A 20,988-nucleotide genomic window follows, 5' to 3' on the forward strand; every position below is an offset into this window, starting at 1 on the left:
CCCCCGGCTGCGCCGTCCCCCCGAGGATATTTTCAACCAGAAGAAGCCTGGACGGTGAAGGGCGCGACCTGCGCCTCTTGCAGGTTCGCGCCGCTGCCGATGCGGTCGATGACGGCGAAGAGGCCGTTGTCGGGAATACCTGTGTCGGCGAGCGGGGTCAGCACGCCGTGCCATGTGCCGCGGTGCAGGTTGATGCCTTGTCCGGGGGCGGTGATGAAGGCCAGCGGCATGCCGGGCTGGCCGTCCTCGTCGAGGGCCACAATCACGAGGAAGGCGGCGGCGGTCATGGGGATGAAGGCCTGAGATCCCTCCGGATGCCGTTCGAGCAGGTCGCAGGTGTAGGGCAGGGTGCGGGGCTGCGCGCGGAACAGGCTGATCCCGGCGCGGCCATCGCCGAAGTCGAGGCGTGCGGTGTCGTGCCAGCGCCCGCACAGGCCCGCGTTGATGATCCGGTTGGGTTCGCCCGATGCCTCCAGCACGTCGCCGAAGGGGGCGAAGGCGACGGCGGTCAGAGGCGGTGCTGTGATCACTGCAGGGCCGCGATGCGCAGGGCGGCGATGCGTTCGACCTGCGCGCAGGCGGCGGCGAACTCCTGTTCCACGCTGTTCTGCAACCGCGCCTCGAACGCGCGCAGGATGCTGTCCTTCGTGTGGTCACGCACGGCGATGATGAACGGAAAGCCGAACTTGGCCACATAGGCCGCGTTCGCGCGCTGGAACGTCTCACGCTCCGTATCCGTCAGCGCGTCGAGGCCGGCGGCCGCCTGTTCGGCGGTGCTGTCAGGCGTCAGACGACGGGCGGTGGCGAGTTTGCCCGCAAGGTCGGGGTGGGCGCGCAGCACCTTCAACCGCTCCTCCGTGGTGGCGGCGCGGAAGGCGCGCGCCATCGCATTGGCTAGGCCCGTCGGCGTATCGTGGGCGGGCCCGAGTTCCAGCCCGTGCGCGCGTTCGGCGACCCATGCCGAGTGTTCGTAGATGCCGCCATAGGCCGCCACGAAATCGGCATTGGACATGCGGCTGGGACGGGGACGTGCGACGAAGGCGTGATGGGTGCGCCAGTGATCGGCGATCTGCGCGCGGGTGGCGAACCAGACGCCGTCGTGGCCCCGCGCGTAGTTCATGAAGCGGCGCAGCGCCTCGATCCGGCCGGGGCGACCGACCAGACGGCAGTGCAGGCCGACGGACAGCATCCTGGCCGCGCCCTCCTGCCCCTCGCGGTACAGCGCGTCGAAGCTTGCCTTGAGGTAGTCGTAGAACTGGTCGCCCGCGTTGAACCCCTGCGGCGTGGCGAAGCGCATGTCGTTCACGTCGAGCGTGTAAGGCACGATCAACGTCGTGCCATCGTCCAGCCAATAGGGCAGGTCGTCGGCATAGCTGTCGGCGATGTAGTCGAACCCCTCGTCCGCCGCGAGGCGCACGGTGTTGATCGACGTGCGGCCCTGATAGAACCCGCGCGGGCGCTGTCCCGTCACTTCGGTGTGCAGGCGGATGGCGCGCTGGATGTGGGCGCGTTCGGTATCCTCGTGGGCATCCTTGTAGTCGATCCACTTCAGCCCGTGGGTCGCGATCTCCCACCCGGCGTCCTGCATGGCGGCAACCTGATCGGGACTTCGGGCCAGCGCGGTCGCGACGCCAAAGACGGTCACGGGGACCTCCTTCAGCAGGCGGTGCAGACGCCAGAACCCGGCGCGCGCGCCGTATTCGTAGATGCTTTCCATGTTCCAGTGCCGCTGACCGGGCCAAGGGGCAGCGCCCACGATCTCTGACAGGAAGGCTTCTGACGCCGCATCCCCGTGCAGGATGTTGTTTTCGCCGCCCTCTTCGTAGTTCAAGACGATCTGGACGGCGATTTTCGCAGCCTGTGGCCATTTCGGGTCTGGCGTCTGCGCGCCGTAGCCGATCATGTCGCGGGGATAGCGGGTCATTTCGGTCTTCCTTTGGAACTGCCGTCTACATACCGTCTTATCCGCAGCAGGCGAAAGGGCTCAGCAGATGTATGACATGGCGATCCTGTGGGAATGGCTGGCCTTTGCGGTGCGCTGGACCCACGTCATCACGGCAATCGCGTGGATCGGGTCCAGCTTCTACTTCATCGCGCTGGATCTGGGCCTGAACCGCAACGTCCCCGGTCCGGCGGACGGAGAGGAGTGGCAGGTCCACGGCGGCGGCTTCTACCACATCCAGAAATACCTCGTGGCGCCAGATGCGATGCCCGCCCACCTGACGTGGTTCAAGTGGGAGAGTTACGCCACATGGCTGTCCGGTTTTGCGCTGCTGATGGTGGTCTATTGGGCGGGTGCGAACCTGTATCTGATCGACCCGGCCCGCGCCGATCTGGCGGTGTGGCAGGCCATCGCCCTGTCGGCGGCGTCGTTGGCGGTGGGCTGGCTGATCTACGACGGCTTGTGCAAATCGGCGCTGGGCGAGCGGCCCACGGTCCTGATGCTGCTGCTGTTCGTGGTCCTGGTGGTGATGAGCTGGGGTTACAATCAGGTCTTCACGGGCCGCGCTGCGCTTCTGCACCTTGGCGCTTTCACCGCGACCATCATGACGGCCAACGTGTTCCTGATCATCATGCCGAACCAGCGCATCGTGGTCGCCGACCTGAAGGCGGGGCGCAAGCCCGATCCGAAGTACGGCAAGATCGCCAAGCTGCGCAGCACCCACAACAACTACCTGACGCTGCCGGTCATCTTCCTGATGCTGTCGAACCACTATCCGCTGGCCTTCGGCACGCAGTATGCATGGATCATCGCCGCGCTGGTGTTCCTGCTGGGGGTGACGATCCGGCACTACTTCAACTCGATGCACGCGCGCCGCGGCAAGCCGACCTGGACGTGGGCCGCGACGGTCATCATCTTTATCGTGATGGCGTGGCTGTCCACCTTTCCGGGGCACGACACGTACGAGGAGTCGGAGGCACGCGCCCTGACCGCTGCGGAACAGCGTTTCGCGTCTGCCGAGGGATTCACCGAGGCGGCCCAGATCGTGCAGGGCCGCTGTTCCATGTGCCACGCAAGAGAGCCGGTGTGGGACGGCATCCGCTGGGCGCCCAAGGGTGTGTTTCTGGAAACCGATGCCGACATCGCGCGCCACGCGGGGCAGATCTACGTGCAGTCCGCGATCAGCCACGCGATGCCGCCCGCCAACGTGACCGAGATCAGCGACGCGGACCGCGCGGCATTGGCCCGCTGGTTCCGCGCCGCGTCATAAGGGGCGTCAGCCGCCGCGACGGGACATTTCCGACTGGATGTTGAACTGCGCGTCGTTGATGGCAGCCCCCGGCGTCAGGTCGTTCAGGATCACCGTGGTCTGATCGCCCACCTCGTCGGTGACGATCCACTGGCGCAATTCGACCGGGTTCGCGGTGAACACCAGTTGGATGTTGCCGTACTGCGGATTGGCCGGGTCCTGCGCCGTGATCGTCGTCGTGGTGCCGTCCGACACGCGGTTCGTCACCATGCTGGCCTGACCCAGATCGACGTTGCGTTCGAGGATGATGTTCAGCGGCGTCTGGTTCAGGGGATAACGCTCGGCCGGGGTGTTCGACTTGGGGTCGAACACGGCGACCTGACCACCGCCCGCCATGACCAACGAATTGTCCGGGGCATTGTATTCGAACCGGATGCGACCGGGCCGCTTGATGTACAGCTGTCCGGTGGACAGCGTCCCGTCGCCGTTGATCTGCGTGAACCCACCCTGAGCCGTCTGCAGCTGGTTGAGGTAGGCCGACACCTCGTTCAGGGACAATTCCTGCGCCTGGGCCATGCCACCGGCCATGGCCAATGCGGCGGCAGAGAGGAGGAGTGTGCGTCTGTTCATGGCTTTCACCTGTGGTTGCTTGACCACCGACATAGGGCGGTGGTGTTGCCATTGGTATGCCGCAGACCCGGATGACATGCGATAACGCCCCGTCGATACGGGCTGACGGGCTGTTATCCGCCTCCTGTGGAACAATGCGGCGTGCGCTGCATTGTCCTGCGTCAGACGGCGGCACGCGTTGCCGCACAGGTTCAGGAGTTGTCCCATGACAGATACATTCGTTGCCGGCCTCGACGGTCAGGCCCGTAAGAAATCAATCGACGTGCTGAACGGCTGCGTCGCAGAAACCATCGCTCTGCGCCTTGCGGTGAAGCAGGCGCACTGGAACCTGAAGGGGCCGGGCTTCATCGGTGTCCACGAGTTGCTGGATGCAGTGTCGGCCCGTCTGGGTGAAAGCACCGACACGATGGCCGAACGCGCCGTCGTTCTGGGCGGTACCGCACACGGCACGCTGGAAGCGGTGTCGGAAAGCGTCGAGATGAAGGCCTATCCGGTCGAAGAGCAGGACATCAACGCCCACATCAAGGCGCTGAAGGACCGTTTCCTGACCGTGGGCGAAAAGATCCGCAAGGGCATCGACGCGACGGGTGATGCGGGCGACGAAGGCACCGCCGACGTGCTGACCGAAGTCAGCCGTGCCGTCGATCAGGACGCATGGTTCATCGGCGCCAACGCGCCGCGCTGAACGATGACCGGCGCGCCCTCTGCGGACGGCGCGCCACATGCCTCAGCGTTTGCGGCAGGCCCGCAGTTGTGTGTCATAGCGCAGGGCACGCGCCTCTACATCGCTTGCAACGCGAATCAGCCAGTCCTTGCTGCGCCACGTGCCGCGCATGAACCCGCTGCGACCGTCGTGATACGCAAGATACTGGTTGCGCACGTCGGTCATCTGCACACCCGTTTCGCGAACGGTAGCGGTCATGTACCACCCCATGAAATCGGTCGCATCATGGATGTCCTCACGCTTCGCGCGGCGATTGCCGGTCGCAACCACGTATTCGTCCCACGTCCCGTCCAGGGCCTGGCTGTATCCCGTCGCCGAGGACTGCCGCCCGATGGGAATCACGCCCAGGGCGAACTGGTGCGGCGGGCGGTTGTTTCCGATGAACTTCGATTCCTGATAGATGATCGCCATCAGGGCGGGCATGGGAACACCATACCGATCTTCGACCCGCTTGAAGGCACGCCGGTATTCCGGTCGCTCCGACAGGATGTTGCAGGCGTTTTCAAGGTCGCGCGGGGCCGTAAACTCGCGGCTGCCACAGGAACCCAGCAGCGCAAGCAACACCAGTGCGCGAAAGAAACTGCTCATATGCCTCTCGCTTTTCGTCTTTTATTTTGTCCAAGCCTAACCGGGCGGACGCGATTTGTGAACGATCAACATGGGCTGCGGCGATCACGAATGGCGGGGGGGCGACAATCCGCCAAACGCGGTTCTCCGCCGACAGACTGTTTCTGGTTTACAAGGCCTGAAATATGGACTTTTGCGGACGAAACCCGTTAACTGAACGGATGGTAGAGGTTGTATCCATGTTCAAGACACGCGCGAAATACCACCTCGGCCAGGTCGTCAGGCATCGCAAACACCCGTTTCGCGGCGTCGTTTTCGACGTCGATGCGATCTTTTCCAACACCGACGCATGGTACGAGGCGATTCCCGAGGAGTCGCGTCCCGCCAAGGATCAGCCCTACTACCACCTGCTGGCCGAGAACGATCAGAGCTTTTACGTGGCCTATGTGTCGGAACAGAACCTCGTCGCCGACTACTCCGGCGAGCCGGTGGATCACCCCGACCTGCCGGACCTGTTCGGGGATTTCGAGGATGGTCACTATCCCCTGCATGTGCAGATGAACTGACCTAGTAGCCCAGTGCGCAACCATCCTTGCGCGCGTCAGATCCGCCCACCAGAACACCGTCGTCCCGCATCAGGATCGCCTGCGCACCGCCGATCGGCGTGTCCGGCGTGACGATGCTGTGGCCCATGTCGGCCAAGGTGCTGCGCACCGTATCGCCATACCCGCGTTCCATCCGCAATTCGCCCTTGTCGGCAAAGGCGCGGGGGCTGTCGATGGCGGCCTGCGGGTCCATGCCGAAATCCGTGACGTTCGACACGAACCGCGCATGACCGGTGCATTGATACGCCCCGCCCATCACGCCGAACGGCATGACCGTGCGCCCGTTCCGTTGCAGCATCGCGGGAATGATCGTGTGCATGGGCCGCTTGCCGGGACCGCCTTCGTTCGGGTGCCCCGGTTCCAGCGTGAACCCCGCACCGCGGTTCTGATAGAGGATGCCGAACCTGTCCGACGCGATCCCCGATCCGAAGCCGTGGAAGATCGAATAGATCAGCGACACGGCCATGCGGTCGCGGTCCACCACGGTGATATAGACCGTGTCCTTGTGCACCGCCTCGGCCGCCGCGGGCAGGCTGGGCATGGCGCGTGCGGGGTCGATCAACGCTGCCAGCGCGCGCGCCGTGTCGGGCGACAGCAGGTGATCCAATCGGGTGGCGTGGTCCGGGTCGGCCACGAACCTGTTGCGTGCGTCGTAGGCCAGCTTGGTGGCCTCTGCCTCGATATGCACGCGCTGGGCGCCCCAGGGGTCCATCGCCGCGATGTCGAAGTGCTGCAGGATGTTCAGGATCAGGATGGCGATGGCGCCCTGACCGTTCGGCGGATGTTCGAACAGGTCGAGGCCGCCATAGCCGCCCTGCACCGGATCGGTCCAGGTGCAGCGGGTCGCGTCCAGATCGTCCAGCGTCATGGTGCCGCCTGCGGCGCGCAGGGACGTGACCAGATCGCAGGCCACCTCGCCTTCGTAGAAACCGGCGCGACCCTCCGTCGCGACACGGCGCAGCACGTCGGCCTGACCCGGCGCGCGGAACATCTGGCCCACCGCCGGGACCTGACCGTCCAGCAGATACCGGTTGCGCGCCACGCCCTGCAGCGCCGGCGAATCCTGGACCCAGTCGAAGGCGACGCGCGGGGCGATCGGCACGCCCGCCTCGGCATAGTGGATCGCGGGGGCGAGCACCGCCTTCAGCCCCAGCCTGCCCCAGTCGCGCGACAGGGTGCAGAACGCGTCGACGGCACCGGGGCAGGTGACGGCTGTCGGGTGGTTCAGCGGGATGGTGGTCAGCCCCTGCGCCCGCAGGTCGTTGGCCGACCATCCGGCGGGCGCGCGGCCGGATCCGTTCAGCGCCAGCACGCGGTCCGTGCCGGGCGGCGTCAGCAGCACGAAGCAGTCGCCGCCAAGCCCCGTCATCGACGGCTCGCAGATCCCCAGCAGCACCGCCCCGGCAATGGCGGCGTCAACGGCATTTCCGCCCGCCTCCAGCATCTGGACGGCGACCTTGGCCGCCAGCGGATGCGAGGTGGCGCACATGCCGTTCGTCGCATAGGTGGCCGACCGGCCCGGTGTGTGGAAATCGCGCATGGTTGGCCCCCCGTTTCCATGCAAACGTCGGGCATCGCTGGCGAAAAGGCAACAGCATCGGGAGGGAGGGGGGAGGGTTCGGCACCGCGTCACTGGGTGGGGGCTTTGACGACGCGGCGCCGAGAAGCTTTTGCAGCTACGCCGTCACGGTGCCATCGTCTTGTGGCGGTGGTTGGGTTGCGGCATGGCCTTTTCAGGGCTTTTTCGGACCCGCGCAACACGCTAGATCCGTGACATGACACAGGTAGATTATCCGACCCTCGCCCGCACCCTCGCATCCCTCACCGAAGGCGAGGACGATACTGTCGCCCTGATGGCCACCGTCGCCTGCGAGGTGCATCACAGCGACGACCGGTTCGACTGGACCGGATTCTACCGCGTCACCGCGCCGGACATGTTGAAGATCGGCCCCTATCAGGGCGGTCACGGGTGCCTTGTCATCCCCTTTGCGCGTGGTGTCTGTGGGGCTGCGGCGCGGACGGGGCAGGTCCAGCTCGTGCCGGATGTCGAGGCCTTCGATGGCCATATCGCCTGCGCCAGCTCGACCCGGTCGGAACTGGTACTGCCCGTCTGGGGGGGCGACGGTGCGCTGCTGGGCGTGTTCGACATCGACAGCGATCAACCCGATGCCTTTACCACCGACGATGCGGACGCGCTGTCGGCGATCCTGCACGCGACCTTCGCCCGCGGGGTTTGAGCGCCGGACAGTAAGACGCCCCGTCCGATCGGGAACGGGGCGTCATGAATAGCCGGAATGGGGTCAGTTGTTGGCGGGTGCTTCAGCACCATCTTCGCTGGCCGGGGCGACCGCGTCGGTCATGGTCACATCGACCTCGACCTGCGGCCCCAGCGCCTGCAATCCTTTCAGGATGTCGATGGCATAGGCCAGTTGGTAGTCTTCGTCGCGCAGGGCGGCGGCGGCTTCGGTCCGCGCGCGGTCTTCCTCGATCTGCTGGATCTCGTCCTCGCTCAGGCTGTCGTTGGCCAGCGTGCCGCGCAGGTCCGCTTCCGACCGCATCTGCTGCGCCATGCTTTCGGCCTCGGCCTCTGCGCTTTCGTCGACGGGTTCGGGGATTGGCTGTTCCACGATGATGTCGGGCGAAATGCCGAGGTTCTGGATCGACCGCCCGGACGGCGTGTAATAGCGCGCCGTCGTCAGCCGCATCGCACCGCTGCCCTGCAACGGCACGACGGTCTGCACGGACCCCTTGCCGAAGGATTTCGTGCCCACCACGATGGCCCGGCGGTGATCCTGCAACGCCCCGGCCACGATTTCGGACGCGGACGCCGAACCGCCGTTGATCAGCACGACGATGGGCAGGCCCTGCGCCAGATCGCCGGCCGTCGCGTTGAAGCGGTCGCTTTCGGCGACGTTGCGGCCACGGGTCGAGACGATCTCGCCCCCGTCCAGGAACGCATCCGACACATAGACCGCCTGATTGAGCAGCCCGCCCGGGTTGTTGCGCAGGTCCAGCACGACCCCGTCGACGTTCTCGTTTCCGCCGGCAGCCTCGATCTGGGCGTTCAGGCCTTCTTCGAGGTTCGCAAACGTCTGCGCGTTGAACGTGGTGACGCGAAGGACGACCGCCTCGCCCTCTGTCCGGGCGCGCACGGCGGTCAGCTTGATCGTGTCGCGCACGATGGACACGTCGAAGGGTTCCGGCGTCTCGCCACGCACGACACTGATGATGACCTCTGACCCCACGGGGCCGCGCAGCAGTTCCAGCGCCTCGTCCAGCGTCAGGCCGAGCACGCTTTCGCCATCCACGGCGGTGATGTAATCGTTGGCCATCATGCCAGCGGCAGCGGCTGGCGTGCCGTCTATGGGCGAGACGACCTTGACCCAGCCTTCTTCCTGCGTGACCTCCAGCCCCAGCCCGCCGAATTCGCCGCTGGTCTGGACCTGCATGTCGGCGGCGTCATCCGCCGACAGATAGGACGAATGCGGATCGAGCGAGGTCAGCATCCCGTTGATCGCAGCCTCGATCAGCGCCTTGTCGTCCACATCCTCGACATAGCCTTGGCGGATCCGCTCGAAGATGTCGCCGAACAGGTCGAGTTGTTCGTAAACGCTGGGTTCGGTGGCAGTGGTCTGCGCAATCAGCGGGCCGGCGAACTGGGTGGTCGCCACCAGACCCAGAACGGTGCCGCCTGCCGCGGCCATCATCAGCTTCTTCATGGACGATCCTGTCTAATCCAGCGCGAACCACATGTCCGGGTTGACAGAACCTTGCCCGTCTCTGACCTCGAGATAAAGGGTCTGTGTCGCCGCAGCGGCCGATCCGGACGCATCCGGGGTCAAAATCGCGTCAACGGCGGGTTCGGTGCCACCCAGCAGGCCCAGCGGCGCGCCCGCAGGCAGCACCTGACCCGCCTCGCCATAGACGTCGGCCAGACCGCCGATCACGAACAGGATGTCCTGCGCGGGCTCCAGGATCACCACGTTGCCGTAATCCAGCAGCGGCCCCCGGAACAGCAGCGTCGCCGCCACGGGCGTCGTCACAAGCGCCTGTGGCCGTGCCGCGATCACCACGCCGGGCCGCACGATCCCCGCCGCATCGGCCGTGTTGAAGGCGCGCAGCACCGTGCCCTGCACCGGGAGCGGCAGGTCGCCCTGCGGTGTCAGGTCCGGCGACGCAACGTCCACGGTGCCTGCCAACGCCGTGGCGAAATCGGCCAGCGTGTCGGTGCTGGCCAACAGCAATGCCGTCTGCACCGCATCTTCGGTATAGCGTTGCGGCAGGTCCGTGCGGTCCGACACCGCCGCCGACAGCGCCGCCCGGGCCTCTTGCGCGCCTTGCAGGCCGTCCGCAAGGGTCTGCGCCGCGCCTTCCTGCAAGGCCTGCAAGGTGGCCAGTTCGGTCGTTTGCGCGCGCAGCGCCTCGACCTCGCGTTGCAGGGCAGGGGTCACGTCGGCGACCAGCATGCCCGACCGCGCGGTGCCCAATGGGCCGGACGGGTGCAGCAGCAACAACGGTGTCGGCGCATTGCCGATGGACGCGAGCACGCCCAGCAGTTGCGACACCTCGGCCTGCCGCGCGTCAAGTTCCAGCGCCAGCGTGTCCTGCCGCACCGCGACCCGCCGCAAGCCATCGCGCAGGGCGATCAGCCCATCCTCGTAGGCGCGCACGGTCTGCGTCAGGGCCGCGACCTGATCGCTGGCACCGCCTGCCGCCTCCAGCGCGGTGCGGGCCGACTGCAGGCGCTCTGCCGCCTGCTGCGCCGCCTCGCCCGGCGTTTGCGCCGCAACCGGAGTCGCAAGGACCATCAGGGCAAGCAGCCCGCGTTTCACGCGATCAGGCTCCGGCCCGTCATTTCGGGCGGCAGGTCCAGCCCCATCAGTCCCAGCAGTGTCGGTGCCAGATCCGCAAGGCGTCCGTCGCGCAGTTCGGCCCCCTGCGGGCCGCCATACAGGATCACCGGCACCGGGTTTGTCGTATGCGCGGTGTGCGGCCCGCCCGTTGCGGGATCGATCATCGTCTCGCAGTTGCCGTGATCGGCGCAGACGATCATGGCGCCGCCGACCGCCTCCAGCGCCGTCAGCGCCTGACCCAGACCATGATCCACCGCCTCGCAGGCGGCGACGGCGGCGGCGATGTCGCCCGTGTGTCCCACCATGTCGGGGTTGGCATAGTTCACCACGATCAGGTCGTAACCCTTCTGGATCGCGCCGACGAAGGCTTCGGTCACCGCCGCCGCCGACATCTCCGGCTGCAGGTCATAGGTCGCGACGGCGGGCGAACGTGGCATCTGCCGGTCCTCGCCCACTTCCGGCACCTCCTCGCCGCCGTTGAGGAAGAAGGTGACATGCGGATACTTCTCGGTCTCCGCCACGCGGAACTGGGTCAGCCCGTGCTGGGCCACCCATGCGCCAAGCGTGTTGCGGATGTCGCGTTTCGGGAACACCGCGCCATACCAGTCCACGTGGCGGTCGCTGTATTCCACCATGCCCAGACGCACGGCGAGGGCCGGCATCTGGCGGGCAAAGCCGGTAAACGCGGGATTCGCTATCGCCTCCAACAACTCGCGTGCGCGGTCCGAGCGGAAGTTCAGGCAGAACAACCCGTCCGCAGGCCGCATGCCGGTGTAGTCGCCGATCACGCTTGCGGGAATGAACTCGTCGGTCTTGTCGATGTCATATGCGGCCGTGATCGCGCCCATCGCCGTCGCGGCCTGTGCCCCGTGTCCCAGCACCATGGCATCGAAGGCGGTCTGCACCCGCTCCCACCGATTGTCGCGGTCCATGGCGAAATAGCGACCCGTGACCGTCACCACCTCTGCGCCCTCCGGCAAGGCCTGCAACAGATCGCCCATGTACCGGCTGGCCGAGGACGGGGCCACGTCGCGCCCGTCGGTGATGGCGTGGATGACGACCGGGATGCCCTGCGCCGTCAGCAGACGCGCGGTCTCCAGCAGATGCGCGACATGGCCATGCACGCCGCCGTCGGACACCACGCCCATCAGGTGCGCCCGCCCGCCCGTATCCTTTAGCCGCGCAGCGAAATCCCGCAGGCCGTCGGTTTCGCCGTAGGTGCGTTCCTCGATGGCAAGGTCGATCTGCCCAAGGTCCATCGCCACGACGCGGCCCGCACCGATGTTGGTGTGTCCCACCTCGGAATTGCCCATCTGCCCGCGCGGCAGGCCCACGTCCGGGCCATAGGTCACCAGCGTCGCATGGGGGCAGCTCGCCATCAGCCGGTCCATCGTCGGCGTGTGCGCCAGCAGCGGGGCATTGCCCGTGCGCGTCTCGCTCAGGCCCCAGCCGTCAAGGATGCACAGCACGACAGGTTTCGGTGCGATCGACATGGCAGACCTCCGGTTACGTCGCGACAGCCCTAGCGCAATCCCGCGCTGCAGAAAACCGCCGTCGCATCACGCCGGTTCATCATCTTGCCGCAAATACTTCCGCCGTAGGCCGGCCCGAAGGGGCGCTGACTGAGGTGAGGTGGCACCACCGGGCGTTCGCTACAGATCGAAACTCGCGAAGACTGGCACGTGGTCGCTGGGCTGCGTCCAGCCTCGCACGTGGCGCAGGATGCGGCTGCCCGATGCTGCGCCCGCGATGTCCGGCGTGGCCCAGATGTGGTCCAGCCTGCGGCCCTTGTCCGCCGTATCCCAGTCGGGCGACCGATACGACCACCAGCTGTAGAGGTTGCCGTTGGGGATGTCGGCGCGGGTCACGTCGACCCAGCCGCCCGCCGCCTGCACCTGCGCCAGATGGTCGACCTCGATCGGCGTGTGGCTGACGATCTTCAGCAGTTTCTTGTGGTCCCACACGTCGTCAGGACGCGGTGCGATGTTCAGATCGCCGACAAGGATCGCGCGGACCGGTGGCTCTGCCGTAAATGCGTCGCGCATCGCGGTCAGGTAATCCAGCTTCTGCCCGAACTTCACGTTCACCGCGCGGTCCGGCACGTCGCCACCGGCGGGGACGTAGAAGTTGTGGATCGTGACCCCGTTCTCGAGCCGACCGGCAATGTGGCGTGCATGGCCAAGGGCCGCGTGATCAGCCGCCCCCGTCTCCTCGATCGGCAGCTTGGACAGGATCGCTACACCGTTGTAGCCCTTCTGCCCCCGTCCGATCACATGGACATATCCAAGGGCCGCGAACTGCTCCATCGGGATCTTGTCCATCGGGCTCTTGCATTCCTGCAGGCACAGCACGTCGGGCCCCTCGTTGCGCAGCAGGTCCACGACCAGCCCTTCGCGCAGACGGACGGAGTTGATGTTCCAGGTGGCAAGGGTAAAGGCCATGGCTCAGCGCCCCGCCAATGCGGTGACAGGAGCGATGCGCCCGCACAGCGTGCCGCGCCAGTTGCGGATGTCCGGCACCATGCGCGCGCGGGCGGCGGGATGATCCGCGTCCAGTACCCCCAACCGCACCAGGATCGCGGCAATCGCCGCCTCCGCCGCGCGGGTGGTGCCGTCCGCGATCTTCAGCGCGACACCGACGCGTGCTTCCGGCACGATGGCGACGAAGACGCCCTCGGCGCCGGTCTTGATCGCGGCACGGCCATCCATCGCGCGCATCAGGTCGGTGCAGGCGCGCGTCTCTCCGGCCACCAGTTCCGGGTGCAGCATCATCGCCTCGCGCAGGCGCACCATGGCGTGCGACCGCGTGTCGCTGCGGTCATGGGCGCTGGCGAATGCGGCCATCGCGCGGGCCAGACCGTGGACCGTCGTGGCGAAATTGGGCGCGGAACAGCCGTCGATCCCGTAACCGGGGCTGTCCTCGCCGGTCGTCTCCTGAAACGCGGCGCGGCCCATCTGCTGCACTGGGTGATCGACCAGTTCGTAATCCGCCCCGCCGCTGATGTGGCGGTTCAACGTCAGAAACCCTGCATGTTTGCCGGAGCAGTTGTTGTGGATCTGGCAAGGACCGGCGTGGGCGCGGATGATCGCATTGCGGGCGGGCACGTCGGCGGGCCATTGCGGCCCGCAGCGGAAATCCGCATCCTGCAGTCCCAGCGTATCCAGCCAGTCCTGCACCGGATCGGTATGGATGCGCGCACCCTGATGGCTGGCGCAGGCCAGCGCCAGCTGCCGCGTTCCCAGCCCGTGGGCATCGGCGGCACCGCTTTCGATCAGGGGCAGCGCCTGGATCATCTTGCACGACGACCGGGGATAGATCACCGCCCCCGCATCGCCCCACGCGTCCACGATCTGTCCGTCCGCGCCACAGATCACCGCATGGCCCTGATGCATGGATTCGAGGATGTCGCCACGCCAGACCTCGACCAGATCGACGGGGGCGCAGGCTACGGTGGTCATGGCATGTCTCCTTGGGCGTCGCGTCCCCACGGGTTTGTGCGCCGATGGGGGCTTTGCAGTTTGGGCGATTTTTTGCTAGAGGCAGGGCTATCCCGTTGAACACGGACCCGCCAGACGAAAAGGTTGTTCAGACCCCACCCGGCGGGACGGACAGAGGCAAAGGCAGCTTGGAGGCCTATACGACCATGATGACATCGACATTCCGCACCCTGACCATAGCTGCGACCCTGATGGTCGCATCGCAAGCCAGCGCGCAGGCGACCACGGACAACCTCGTCGCCGCCAATACGGACTGGAGCACGTTCGAGGCCGAGAACCCGCGCGAGTGCATCAGCACATCGGCGCCCAAGCAAAGCACGCTGACCGATTCCAGCGGCACGCCGACGACGGGCAACCGAGGCGACATCTATCTGATGGTGTTCTACCGTCCGTCCGAAAACGTGAACGGCCAGATCATGTTCACCGGCGGCTACCCATTCGCCCCCGGATCGACCGTGCAGCTCGACGTGGGCGGCTCGACCTTCCAGCTGTTCACCGAAGGCGAATACGCCTGGCCCGCCTCGCCGGAGGATGACGCACAGGTCGTCGCCGCGATGAAGCGCGGGTCGGATGCGGTGCTGGTGGCGCGGTCCGGTCGCGGCAACATCACGACCGACACCTTCTCGCTGCTCGGCTTCTCAGCCGCCGTGGACGAGGCGGCCAACCGCTGCACCGGCTGATCCAGCCTCGTTCGACCATCGGCGGCCCCGGTTTTCAGTTGGAAACCGGGGCCGTTTGCGTATAGATAGCCTGCTTCATTGCCCGAAAGGTCCGCCGCCATGACCGAGATCACAGCCCCCATCACGCAGGACGTGCACACGATCCCGCGCAAGCTGCCCGATGGGCCCGTGAACCTGATCGGCCTGACGCGGCCGCAGATGCGCGACGCGCTGATCGCCGCGGGTACGCCGGAAAAGCAGGCCAAGATGCGCGTCAACCAGCTGTGGCAGTGGCTCTATCACTGGGGCGTGCGTGATTTCGCGGCGATGACGAACCTCGCCAAGGACTACCGCGCCATGCTGGCCGCGACCTTTGTCATCGAGGTGCCCCAGGTCGTCACGCGTCAGGTCAGCACCGACGGCACCCGCAAGTATCTGGTGCGGATCGCGGGCGGGCACGAGGTCGAGGTCGTCTATATCCCCGAGGAGGATCGCGGCACGCTGTGCATATCCTCTCAGGTCGGCTGCACGCTGACCTGTTCGTTTTGCCACACCGGCACGCAGAAGCTGGTGCGCAACCTGACGCCTGCAGAAATCGTCGGTCAGATCCTGATAGCCCGCGATGATCTGGGCCAATGGCCGGAACCGGGGCAGGGGACCGGAGAGAACGGCCCGCGCCTGTTGTCGAACATCGTGCTGATGGGCATGGGCGAGCCGCTCTACAACTTCGAGCATGTCCGCGACGCCATGAAGATTGCCATGGACGGCGAGGGGATCGCCCTGTCCCGCCGCCGCATCACCCTGTCGACCAGCGGCGTGGTGCCTGAAATCGCCCGTACCGCGCAGGAAATCGGCTGCCAACTCGCCGTCAGTTTCCACGCGACCACGGACGAGGTGCGCGACCGTCTGGTGCCGATCAACAAGAAATGGAACATCGAGGCGCTGCTGGCCGCCCTGCGCGACTATCCCAAGGTCTCCAACTCCGAACGCATCACGTTCGAGTACGTCATGCTGGACGGCGTGAACGACACTGACGCCGACGCGCACCGTCTGGTGCGGCTGATCGAGGGCATCCCCGCCAAGATCAACCTGATCCCCTTCAACGAATGGCCGGGTGCGCCGTATAAGCGGTCGTCGGGCAACCGCATCCACGCGTTTGCCGATATCATCTACAAGGCGGGCTATGCGTCCCCGGTGCGCAAACCGCGCGGCGAGGACATCATGGCGGCCTGCGGTCAGCTGAAGTCGGAGACGGAGCGGGTGAGACGGGTGAGGAAGGGCGAGGGGGTGTGAAGCGACCCACACAAGCTATATCATCAGTAGAGTATATCTTCGGACTTTGATGCGTTAGTAGAATTTTTCTTGTTATTTGTTGAAATTTCGGCGATGTTGGTGTGGAGTATTTGTCGTTTTTATTGATAGCTGCTTAATGCATTCTCAGTTTTGCCGTCTTCATCCATCTAATGAGAGGAGTTCCGATTTTGAAAGAAGTAGCAGTTAACATTCTAAAGAAGGGCGATACCATTCTAAATGTCTTTCCGTTTGGTGAGATGATGTCAATTGTGGTAAAGCGCAAGGGAGGATCCGTAGATGTGACTATGGTAGGTCGCGATGATGACGGGTTTCCGGTAATTGGAAATAGAATAGTCATTGGCGAAGGCAATGATTCCGTCGAAGCGAAGTCTGGAAGTTTCTCGTTCGAATCGTTTTAGGGGGATAAATAAATGGGAAAAAAGCATCCGACAGATCAATCAGCGATATTTCGGACAGACGGTCTTACAAAGCGTCAAAGCAAATCTTTGCGTGATCATTATGAATCTGGTGTCAAAAAGATAGCGCCACTCGCGCAGACGAAAGTTGTGAGGGGTGACACAAAAGATCTTCCTTCTTTGGCGCAGAAAATTGCTGCAAAATTGTTAGGGAAAGATTAGAGATTTGGCTGCGAGATCTTATGATCACAAAAAGGCTCAGAGGCAAATTAAAGTCTCTGAAGGATTTCTGTGCATGATTTGTTGGCAAAATGATCCTGCCGACGCTGAAGGTCATCATATTATCGAACATAGCGTTGATGGGCCGTCCGGGCTTAAGAACTTCACAACTCTTTGTAGGGACTGCCATTCCAGATATCATCGGGGTGAATTTAAGATCAACTTTGAAAGCTTTTAGCGCGCTGAGAACACTTTTATTGTTTTTTTAAATTACTTTGTCGCTGCATTTCCCATCTACTATATCGCCATTTGATGCCCCCCTCACCGCCCCGGTATCTCCTCCCGCATCCCCTCTTCCCCCCAACCGTCCAGCGCGGCGATCGCCTCCTCCGCCGTCTCGACATAGCGGAACAACTGCAAATCCGCCTGTGCGATCACACCCGCATCCGCCAGCGCCTGCCAGTTCACCACACCCTCCCAGAACGCACGCCCGAACAGCAGGAAGGGGACGCGGGCCATGCGACCGGTCTGGATCAGGGTCAGCGCCTCGAACATCTCGTCCAATGTCCCGAACCCGCCCGGAAACACGCAGATCGCCGATGCCCGCATCAGGAAATGCATCTTGCGGATGGCAAAGTAGTGAAAGTTGAAGCACAGCCCCGGCGTCACATACATGTTCGGTGCCTGTTCGTGCGGCAGCACGATGTTCAGCCCGATGGACACGCCGCCCGCGTCAGCCGCGCCGCGGTTGCCGGCCTCCATCACGCCGGGCCCGCCGCCGGTGGCAATGATGTTGGCGCAGGGATCGTCCGCAAGCGACCGTTCGGTGATCAGCCGGGCAAAGGTCCGCGCCTCGTCGTAATAGCGCGTCAGGTCGGCCAGCATGGGTGTCCGGGCGGTGTCCTTGTGCACCGGATCGGGAATCCGCGCGCCGCCGAACAGGACCACGGTGGATTTCACCCCCGCCTCGTTCATCAGGATCTCGGGCTTCATCAGCTCCAGCTGCAGCCGGACCGGGCGCATGTCGGCGCGCGCCATGAATGCGTCGTCGGCAAAGGCCAGCGCATAGGACGGCGCACGGGTCTGCGGCGTGTCCGGCACCTGACGCGCGGTGATGCGATCCTCGGATGACCGGCGGAACTGGTTTTCGTGGTCGTCGGGCATGAAACATCCTGAAAGTTGCGCAGCGCTAAGGTGGTGGATATAGCCTGCGCCAACCCGTCAAACCAGCACAGAGGCCCGATCATGTCCCACTCCGCCCTCGAATCCACCATAGAGTCCGCATGGGACGCCCGCGACACCATCACCACCGCCACCACCGGCGACGTGCGTGACGCGATCGAGGCGACGCTGTCCGCCCTCGACACCGGCACGCTCCGTGTGGCCGATCGGCAGGACGACGGCACGTGGCACGTCAACCAATGGGCCAAGAAGGCGGTCCTGCTGTCGTTCCGCCTGAACGACATGGCCCCGATCGCGGGTGGGCCCGGCGGCAGCACCTGGTGGGACAAGGTGCCGTCCAAGTTCGACGGCTGGACCGAGGCCGACTGGCGCACCGCCGGTTTCCGCGCCGTGCCGGGCAGCATCGTGCGCCGGTCCGCATACATCGCGCCGGGCGTGGTGCTGATGCCGTCCTTCGTGAACCTCGGCGCCTATGTCGGCGAAGGCACGATGGTCGATGGCTGGGCCACGGTCGGGTCCTGCGCGCAGATCGGCCGCAACGTGCACCTGTCCGGTGGCGTCGGCATCGGTGGCGTGCTGGAACCGATGCAGGCGGGCCCGACGATCATCGAGGACGACTGCTTTATCGGCGCCCGGTCCGAGGTTGTCGAAGGCTGCATCGTCCGGCAAGGCGCGGTCCTTGGCATGGGCGTGTTCATCGGCCAGTCGACCAAGATCGTGGACCGCGAAACGGGCGAGGTCACCTATGGAGAGGTGCCACCCTATTCCGTGGTCGTCGCAGGCTCCATGCCCAGCAAGAACGGCATCAACCTCTACTGCGCGGTGATCGTGAAGCGGGTCGATGCGCAGACCCGCAGCAAGACCGCGATCAACGACCTGCTGCGCGGCTGATGATCCTCAGCCGAACGCTGGCACGGCGACGCATCGCGGACGGGGTGCATCCGGGATGGTTCGCCGCGTGGGGTCCCGTGCTGGCGGATGCGGTGCTTCTGGCCGGCGTCATGGCGCTGGTTCTGGTCGCGGTGACGGGCCCGCTGCTGTCCCGCGACCCGCCGTTCGCGGTGCTGGCCCTCGTCTATGGCGCGGTGTTCTTTGTCCCGGTGCAGGTGGTCCTGATCACCTCCGCACTCTGGGCCGCGAAATCGCGCGTATTGTCGCGCGACGATGGGAACAAAGATTAACCTCACGTGTTCGTGTCGCAGAAGGACCAACGAATGGTCCAGTTATTTTCAAGAAGGAAGACATGCATGGGCTGGATTGGCGCAATCATCATCGGGGGCATCGCAGGATGGCTCGCAGAACAATTCATGAAGTCCAACATGGGCATTCTGGCGAACATCGTCCTCGGCATCATCGGCGCCGCACTGTTCAACTTCATCTTCGGTAGCGTCCTCGGCCTCTACGCCGCCTCCAGCACGATCAGCTACCTGATCGCCGGTTTCATCGGTGCCTGCGTGTTGATCGCCATCGCACGGATGGTGCGTCGCTAACAGCGGCCCAACCGTTTCGGCACAATGCGGCGCACAGGCAACTGTGCGCCGTTTTGCGTTGGTGCGGCTGCACCCTTGACAGGCCAGCGCTTCGGCGCGATGCCAGCCACATGACGAAAGAACCCACAGTCAAACGCACGCAGCAGGTCTATACGCTGCTGGTCGAGGTCGGCCGGTCGACCGACGACGGCCTGCCCGAGGGCGCCACCGGTGCCGCGCTGATGTGCTACGCCTCCGGCGTGGACGAGGCGGAGGCCGTGCGCGAAACCGTCGCGATCCTGAAGCAGGCCGATCTGTCGCCGCTCGACGTGTCGGGTTACGGCACGCTGGACGAACGTCTGGCCGACGGTCATGACATCGACGGCGACGAACGCGCCCTGATGCAGCGCGCGCTGGACGAGAACAGCGTGATCGTGGCGCAGATGACGCCGTTCTACGACACCCCCGGTGCCGACGACGCCTGACCCCAACCGGAGTGTGCGCGCCATGCCGACCCCCCTCGATCCCGTCGATCTGACCGCGCGTCTGGTGCGCTGCAACTCCGTCACCCCTGCAGAAGGCGGCGCGCTGGTCCTGCTCGAACAGGTGCTGACTGACGCAGGCTTTGCTTGCACCCGCGTGGACCGGGGGGGCATCGCCAACCTCTACGCGCGGTGGGGCAAACGCGGCGCGAACCGCAGCTTCGGCTTCAACGGCCACACCGACGTGGTGCCCATCGGCAATCCCGACGACTGGACCGTCGATCCCTTCGGGGCGGACATCCGCGACGGCTTCCTCTGGGGGCGCGGTGCGACCGACATGAAATCCGGCGTCGCCGCATTCGTCGCCGCCGCCTGCGACATGGTGCGCGACACGCCGCCCGACGGGGCGATCATCCTCGCCATCACCGGGGATGAGGAAGGCGATGCCCAACACGGCACCACCGCCCTGCTCGACTGGATGGCCGCGCAGGGCGAGGCGATGACCGACTGCCTCGTGGGCGAACCCACCAGCCCCAACCACATGGGCGAGGCGATGAAGATCGGCCGCCGCGGATCGCTGACCGCGCATTTCACCTTCCACGGGGTGCAGGGCCACTCAGCCTACCCGGATCGCGCGAAAAACCCGCTGCCTGCGATGGCTCGCCTGATGGACCGGCTGGCCAGCCATACCCTCGACACCGGAACCGATCATTTCGACGCCTCGACCCTTGCCGTCGTGACGATGGACACCGGCAATCCCGCAACCAACGTGATCCCGGCCACCTGCCGGGCCACGCTGAACATCCGCTTCAACGATGCGCATACCGCCGCTGGCCTGACCGACTGGATGCAGGCGGAACTGGATGCGGTCGCCGCCGAGACTTCCATCCGCATCGCGATGGCGGTCAAGGTCAGCGGCGACAGCTTCCTGACCCCGCCGGGTGCGCTGTCGGACCTGATCGGTCGCGCGGTGCAGGCCGAAACGGGCCGCACTCCCGAACTCTCGACCTCCGGCGGCACGTCGGATGCCCGTTTCGTCAAGGACCACTGCCCGGTGGTGGAATTCGGCCTCGTCGGCAAGACCATGCACATGGTCGACGAAAAGGTCCCCGTCGCCGACATCCACACGCTGAAGGCGATCTACGCCCGCATCCTGCGCGACTACTTCGCCTGACCCCTCGCTTTTTGCGAAATACTCCGG

General features: G+C 65.1%; 23 protein-coding genes. 12 read left to right on the forward strand and 11 right to left on the reverse strand.

Features of this window, described 5'->3' with window-relative positions; genetic code table 11:
- Positions 1–32: 32 nt before the first annotated feature.
- Both BMX16_RS09295 and puuE read right to left on the reverse strand, forming a co-directional pair.
- A complete protein-coding gene (locus BMX16_RS09295; protein ID WP_089902181.1) occupies positions 33–530 on the reverse strand; it encodes an ureidoglycolate lyase in 498 nt (165 codons plus the stop codon).
- Positions 527–1,924 (reverse strand): allantoinase PuuE, encoded by a 1,398-nt coding sequence (gene puuE, locus BMX16_RS09300; RefSeq protein WP_089902184.1) that lies wholly within the window; start codon positions 1,922–1,924, stop codon positions 527–529. Before puuE ends, BMX16_RS09295 begins: the two co-directional genes overlap by 4 nt.
- A 67-nt stretch (positions 1,925–1,991) precedes the next feature.
- On the opposite strand from puuE, the gene BMX16_RS09305 reads away from it, so the two are divergent.
- Positions 1,992–3,212 carry a urate hydroxylase PuuD gene (locus tag BMX16_RS09305; protein WP_089902187.1) on the forward strand — a complete coding sequence of 407 codons (1,221 nt, stop codon included), beginning with the start codon at positions 1,992–1,994 and terminating at the stop codon, positions 3,210–3,212.
- 6 nt (positions 3,213–3,218) lie between these two features.
- Here BMX16_RS09305 and BMX16_RS09310 read toward each other — a convergent pair whose 3' ends face one another.
- The gene (locus BMX16_RS09310; RefSeq protein WP_089902380.1) at positions 3,219–3,821 is read right to left on the reverse strand and encodes a LolA family protein; all 603 of its coding nucleotides are present in this window, start codon (positions 3,819–3,821) and stop codon (positions 3,219–3,221) included.
- Between the two features lie 205 nt (positions 3,822–4,026).
- Between BMX16_RS09310 and dps the strand changes: the two genes are divergently transcribed.
- Entirely contained in the window at positions 4,027–4,506 is a 480-nt protein-coding gene (gene dps, locus BMX16_RS09315) for a DNA starvation/stationary phase protection protein Dps (protein ID WP_089902190.1), read from the forward strand.
- Positions 4,507–4,548: 42 nt separating this feature from the next.
- On the opposite strand, the gene BMX16_RS09320 is transcribed toward dps, so the two are convergent.
- On the reverse strand, positions 4,549–5,133 hold the full coding sequence (locus BMX16_RS09320) for a transglycosylase SLT domain-containing protein (RefSeq protein ID WP_089902194.1): 585 nt from the start codon (positions 5,131–5,133) through the stop codon (positions 4,549–4,551).
- Between the two features lie 218 nt (positions 5,134–5,351).
- Between BMX16_RS09320 and hspQ the strand changes: the two genes are divergently transcribed.
- Positions 5,352–5,678 (forward strand): heat shock protein HspQ, encoded by a 327-nt coding sequence (gene hspQ, locus BMX16_RS09325; RefSeq protein ID WP_089902197.1) that lies wholly within the window; start codon positions 5,352–5,354, stop codon positions 5,676–5,678.
- 1 nt (position 5,679) lies between these two features.
- Here the strand turns inward: hspQ and BMX16_RS09330 are convergent, their stop codons facing one another.
- Complete coding sequence (locus tag BMX16_RS09330) at positions 5,680–7,257, reverse strand: gamma-glutamyltransferase family protein (protein WP_089902200.1); 1,578 nt, start codon at positions 7,255–7,257, stop codon at positions 5,680–5,682.
- 235 nt (positions 7,258–7,492) lie between these two features.
- Here BMX16_RS09330 and BMX16_RS09335 point away from each other — a divergent pair, with 235 nt between their 5' ends.
- Positions 7,493–7,954 carry a GAF domain-containing protein gene (locus tag BMX16_RS09335; protein WP_089902202.1) on the forward strand — a complete coding sequence of 154 codons (462 nt, stop codon included), beginning with the start codon at positions 7,493–7,495 and terminating at the stop codon, positions 7,952–7,954.
- A gap of 63 nt (positions 7,955–8,017) precedes the next feature.
- On the opposite strand, the gene BMX16_RS09340 is transcribed toward BMX16_RS09335, so the two are convergent.
- The 5 genes from BMX16_RS09340 to BMX16_RS09360 form a co-directional block, all read right to left on the reverse strand.
- The gene (locus tag BMX16_RS09340; RefSeq protein ID WP_089902205.1) at positions 8,018–9,436 is read right to left on the reverse strand and encodes a S41 family peptidase; all 1,419 of its coding nucleotides are present in this window, start codon (positions 9,434–9,436) and stop codon (positions 8,018–8,020) included.
- Positions 9,437–9,448: 12 nt separating this feature from the next.
- Positions 9,449–10,549 carry a murein hydrolase activator EnvC family protein gene (locus BMX16_RS09345; protein WP_245731459.1) on the reverse strand — a complete coding sequence of 367 codons (1,101 nt, stop codon included), beginning with the start codon at positions 10,547–10,549 and terminating at the stop codon, positions 9,449–9,451.
- Positions 10,546–12,063 (reverse strand): 2,3-bisphosphoglycerate-independent phosphoglycerate mutase, encoded by a 1,518-nt coding sequence (gene gpmI, locus BMX16_RS09350; RefSeq protein WP_089902207.1) that lies wholly within the window; start codon positions 12,061–12,063, stop codon positions 10,546–10,548. The genes BMX16_RS09345 and gpmI overlap by 4 nt, the downstream gene beginning before the upstream one ends.
- Positions 12,064–12,222: 159 nt before the next feature.
- Positions 12,223–13,011 (reverse strand): exodeoxyribonuclease III, encoded by a 789-nt coding sequence (locus BMX16_RS09355; protein ID WP_089902209.1) that lies wholly within the window; start codon positions 13,009–13,011, stop codon positions 12,223–12,225.
- Positions 13,012–13,014: 3 nt separating this feature from the next.
- Positions 13,015–14,028 (reverse strand): asparaginase, encoded by a 1,014-nt coding sequence (locus tag BMX16_RS09360; RefSeq protein WP_089902212.1) that lies wholly within the window; start codon positions 14,026–14,028, stop codon positions 13,015–13,017.
- A 185-nt stretch (positions 14,029–14,213) separates the two neighbouring features.
- Here BMX16_RS09360 and BMX16_RS09365 point away from each other — a divergent pair, with 185 nt between their 5' ends.
- From BMX16_RS09365 to BMX16_RS18345, 3 genes are all read left to right on the forward strand, one after another.
- Positions 14,214–14,747 carry an invasion associated locus B family protein gene (locus BMX16_RS09365; RefSeq protein ID WP_177174621.1) on the forward strand — a complete coding sequence of 178 codons (534 nt, stop codon included), beginning with the start codon at positions 14,214–14,216 and terminating at the stop codon, positions 14,745–14,747.
- 99 nt (positions 14,748–14,846) lie between these two features.
- Positions 14,847–16,019: a dual-specificity RNA methyltransferase RlmN gene (gene rlmN / locus BMX16_RS09370; protein ID WP_089902214.1), complete on the forward strand. Its 1,173-nt coding sequence runs from the start codon at positions 14,847–14,849 to the stop codon at positions 16,017–16,019.
- Positions 16,020–16,730: 711 nt separating this feature from the next.
- Positions 16,731–16,892: an HNH endonuclease gene (locus BMX16_RS18345; RefSeq protein WP_089902219.1), complete on the forward strand. Its 162-nt coding sequence runs from the start codon at positions 16,731–16,733 to the stop codon at positions 16,890–16,892.
- An 83-nt stretch (positions 16,893–16,975) separates the two neighbouring features.
- Here the strand turns inward: BMX16_RS18345 and BMX16_RS09380 are convergent, their stop codons facing one another.
- The gene (locus BMX16_RS09380) at positions 16,976–17,818 is read right to left on the reverse strand and encodes an LOG family protein (RefSeq protein WP_089902223.1); all 843 of its coding nucleotides are present in this window, start codon (positions 17,816–17,818) and stop codon (positions 16,976–16,978) included.
- 81 nt (positions 17,819–17,899) lie between these two features.
- On the opposite strand from BMX16_RS09380, the gene dapD reads away from it, so the two are divergent.
- From dapD to dapE, 5 genes are all read left to right on the forward strand, one after another.
- Entirely contained in the window at positions 17,900–18,727 is an 828-nt protein-coding gene (dapD, locus tag BMX16_RS09385) for a 2,3,4,5-tetrahydropyridine-2,6-dicarboxylate N-succinyltransferase (RefSeq protein ID WP_089902227.1), read from the forward strand.
- A complete protein-coding gene (locus BMX16_RS09390) occupies positions 18,727–19,017 on the forward strand; it encodes a hypothetical protein (protein ID WP_089902232.1) in 291 nt (96 codons plus the stop codon). The genes dapD and BMX16_RS09390 overlap by 1 nt, the downstream gene beginning before the upstream one ends.
- 66 nt (positions 19,018–19,083) lie before the next feature.
- Positions 19,084–19,326: a GlsB/YeaQ/YmgE family stress response membrane protein gene (locus tag BMX16_RS09395; protein WP_089902235.1), complete on the forward strand. Its 243-nt coding sequence runs from the start codon at positions 19,084–19,086 to the stop codon at positions 19,324–19,326.
- A gap of 110 nt (positions 19,327–19,436) precedes the next feature.
- Positions 19,437–19,790, forward strand: coding sequence for a hypothetical protein (locus BMX16_RS09400; RefSeq protein ID WP_089902239.1), 354 nt, complete (start codon positions 19,437–19,439; stop codon positions 19,788–19,790).
- 22 nt (positions 19,791–19,812) lie between these two features.
- Positions 19,813–20,961, forward strand: coding sequence for a succinyl-diaminopimelate desuccinylase (dapE, locus tag BMX16_RS09405; RefSeq protein WP_089902242.1), 1,149 nt, complete (start codon positions 19,813–19,815; stop codon positions 20,959–20,961).
- Positions 20,962–20,988 lie beyond the last annotated feature (27 nt).

It is taken from the genome of Loktanella fryxellensis (assembly GCF_900110065.1).
Taxonomy (GTDB): Bacteria; Pseudomonadota; Alphaproteobacteria; order Rhodobacterales; family Rhodobacteraceae; genus Loktanella; species Loktanella fryxellensis.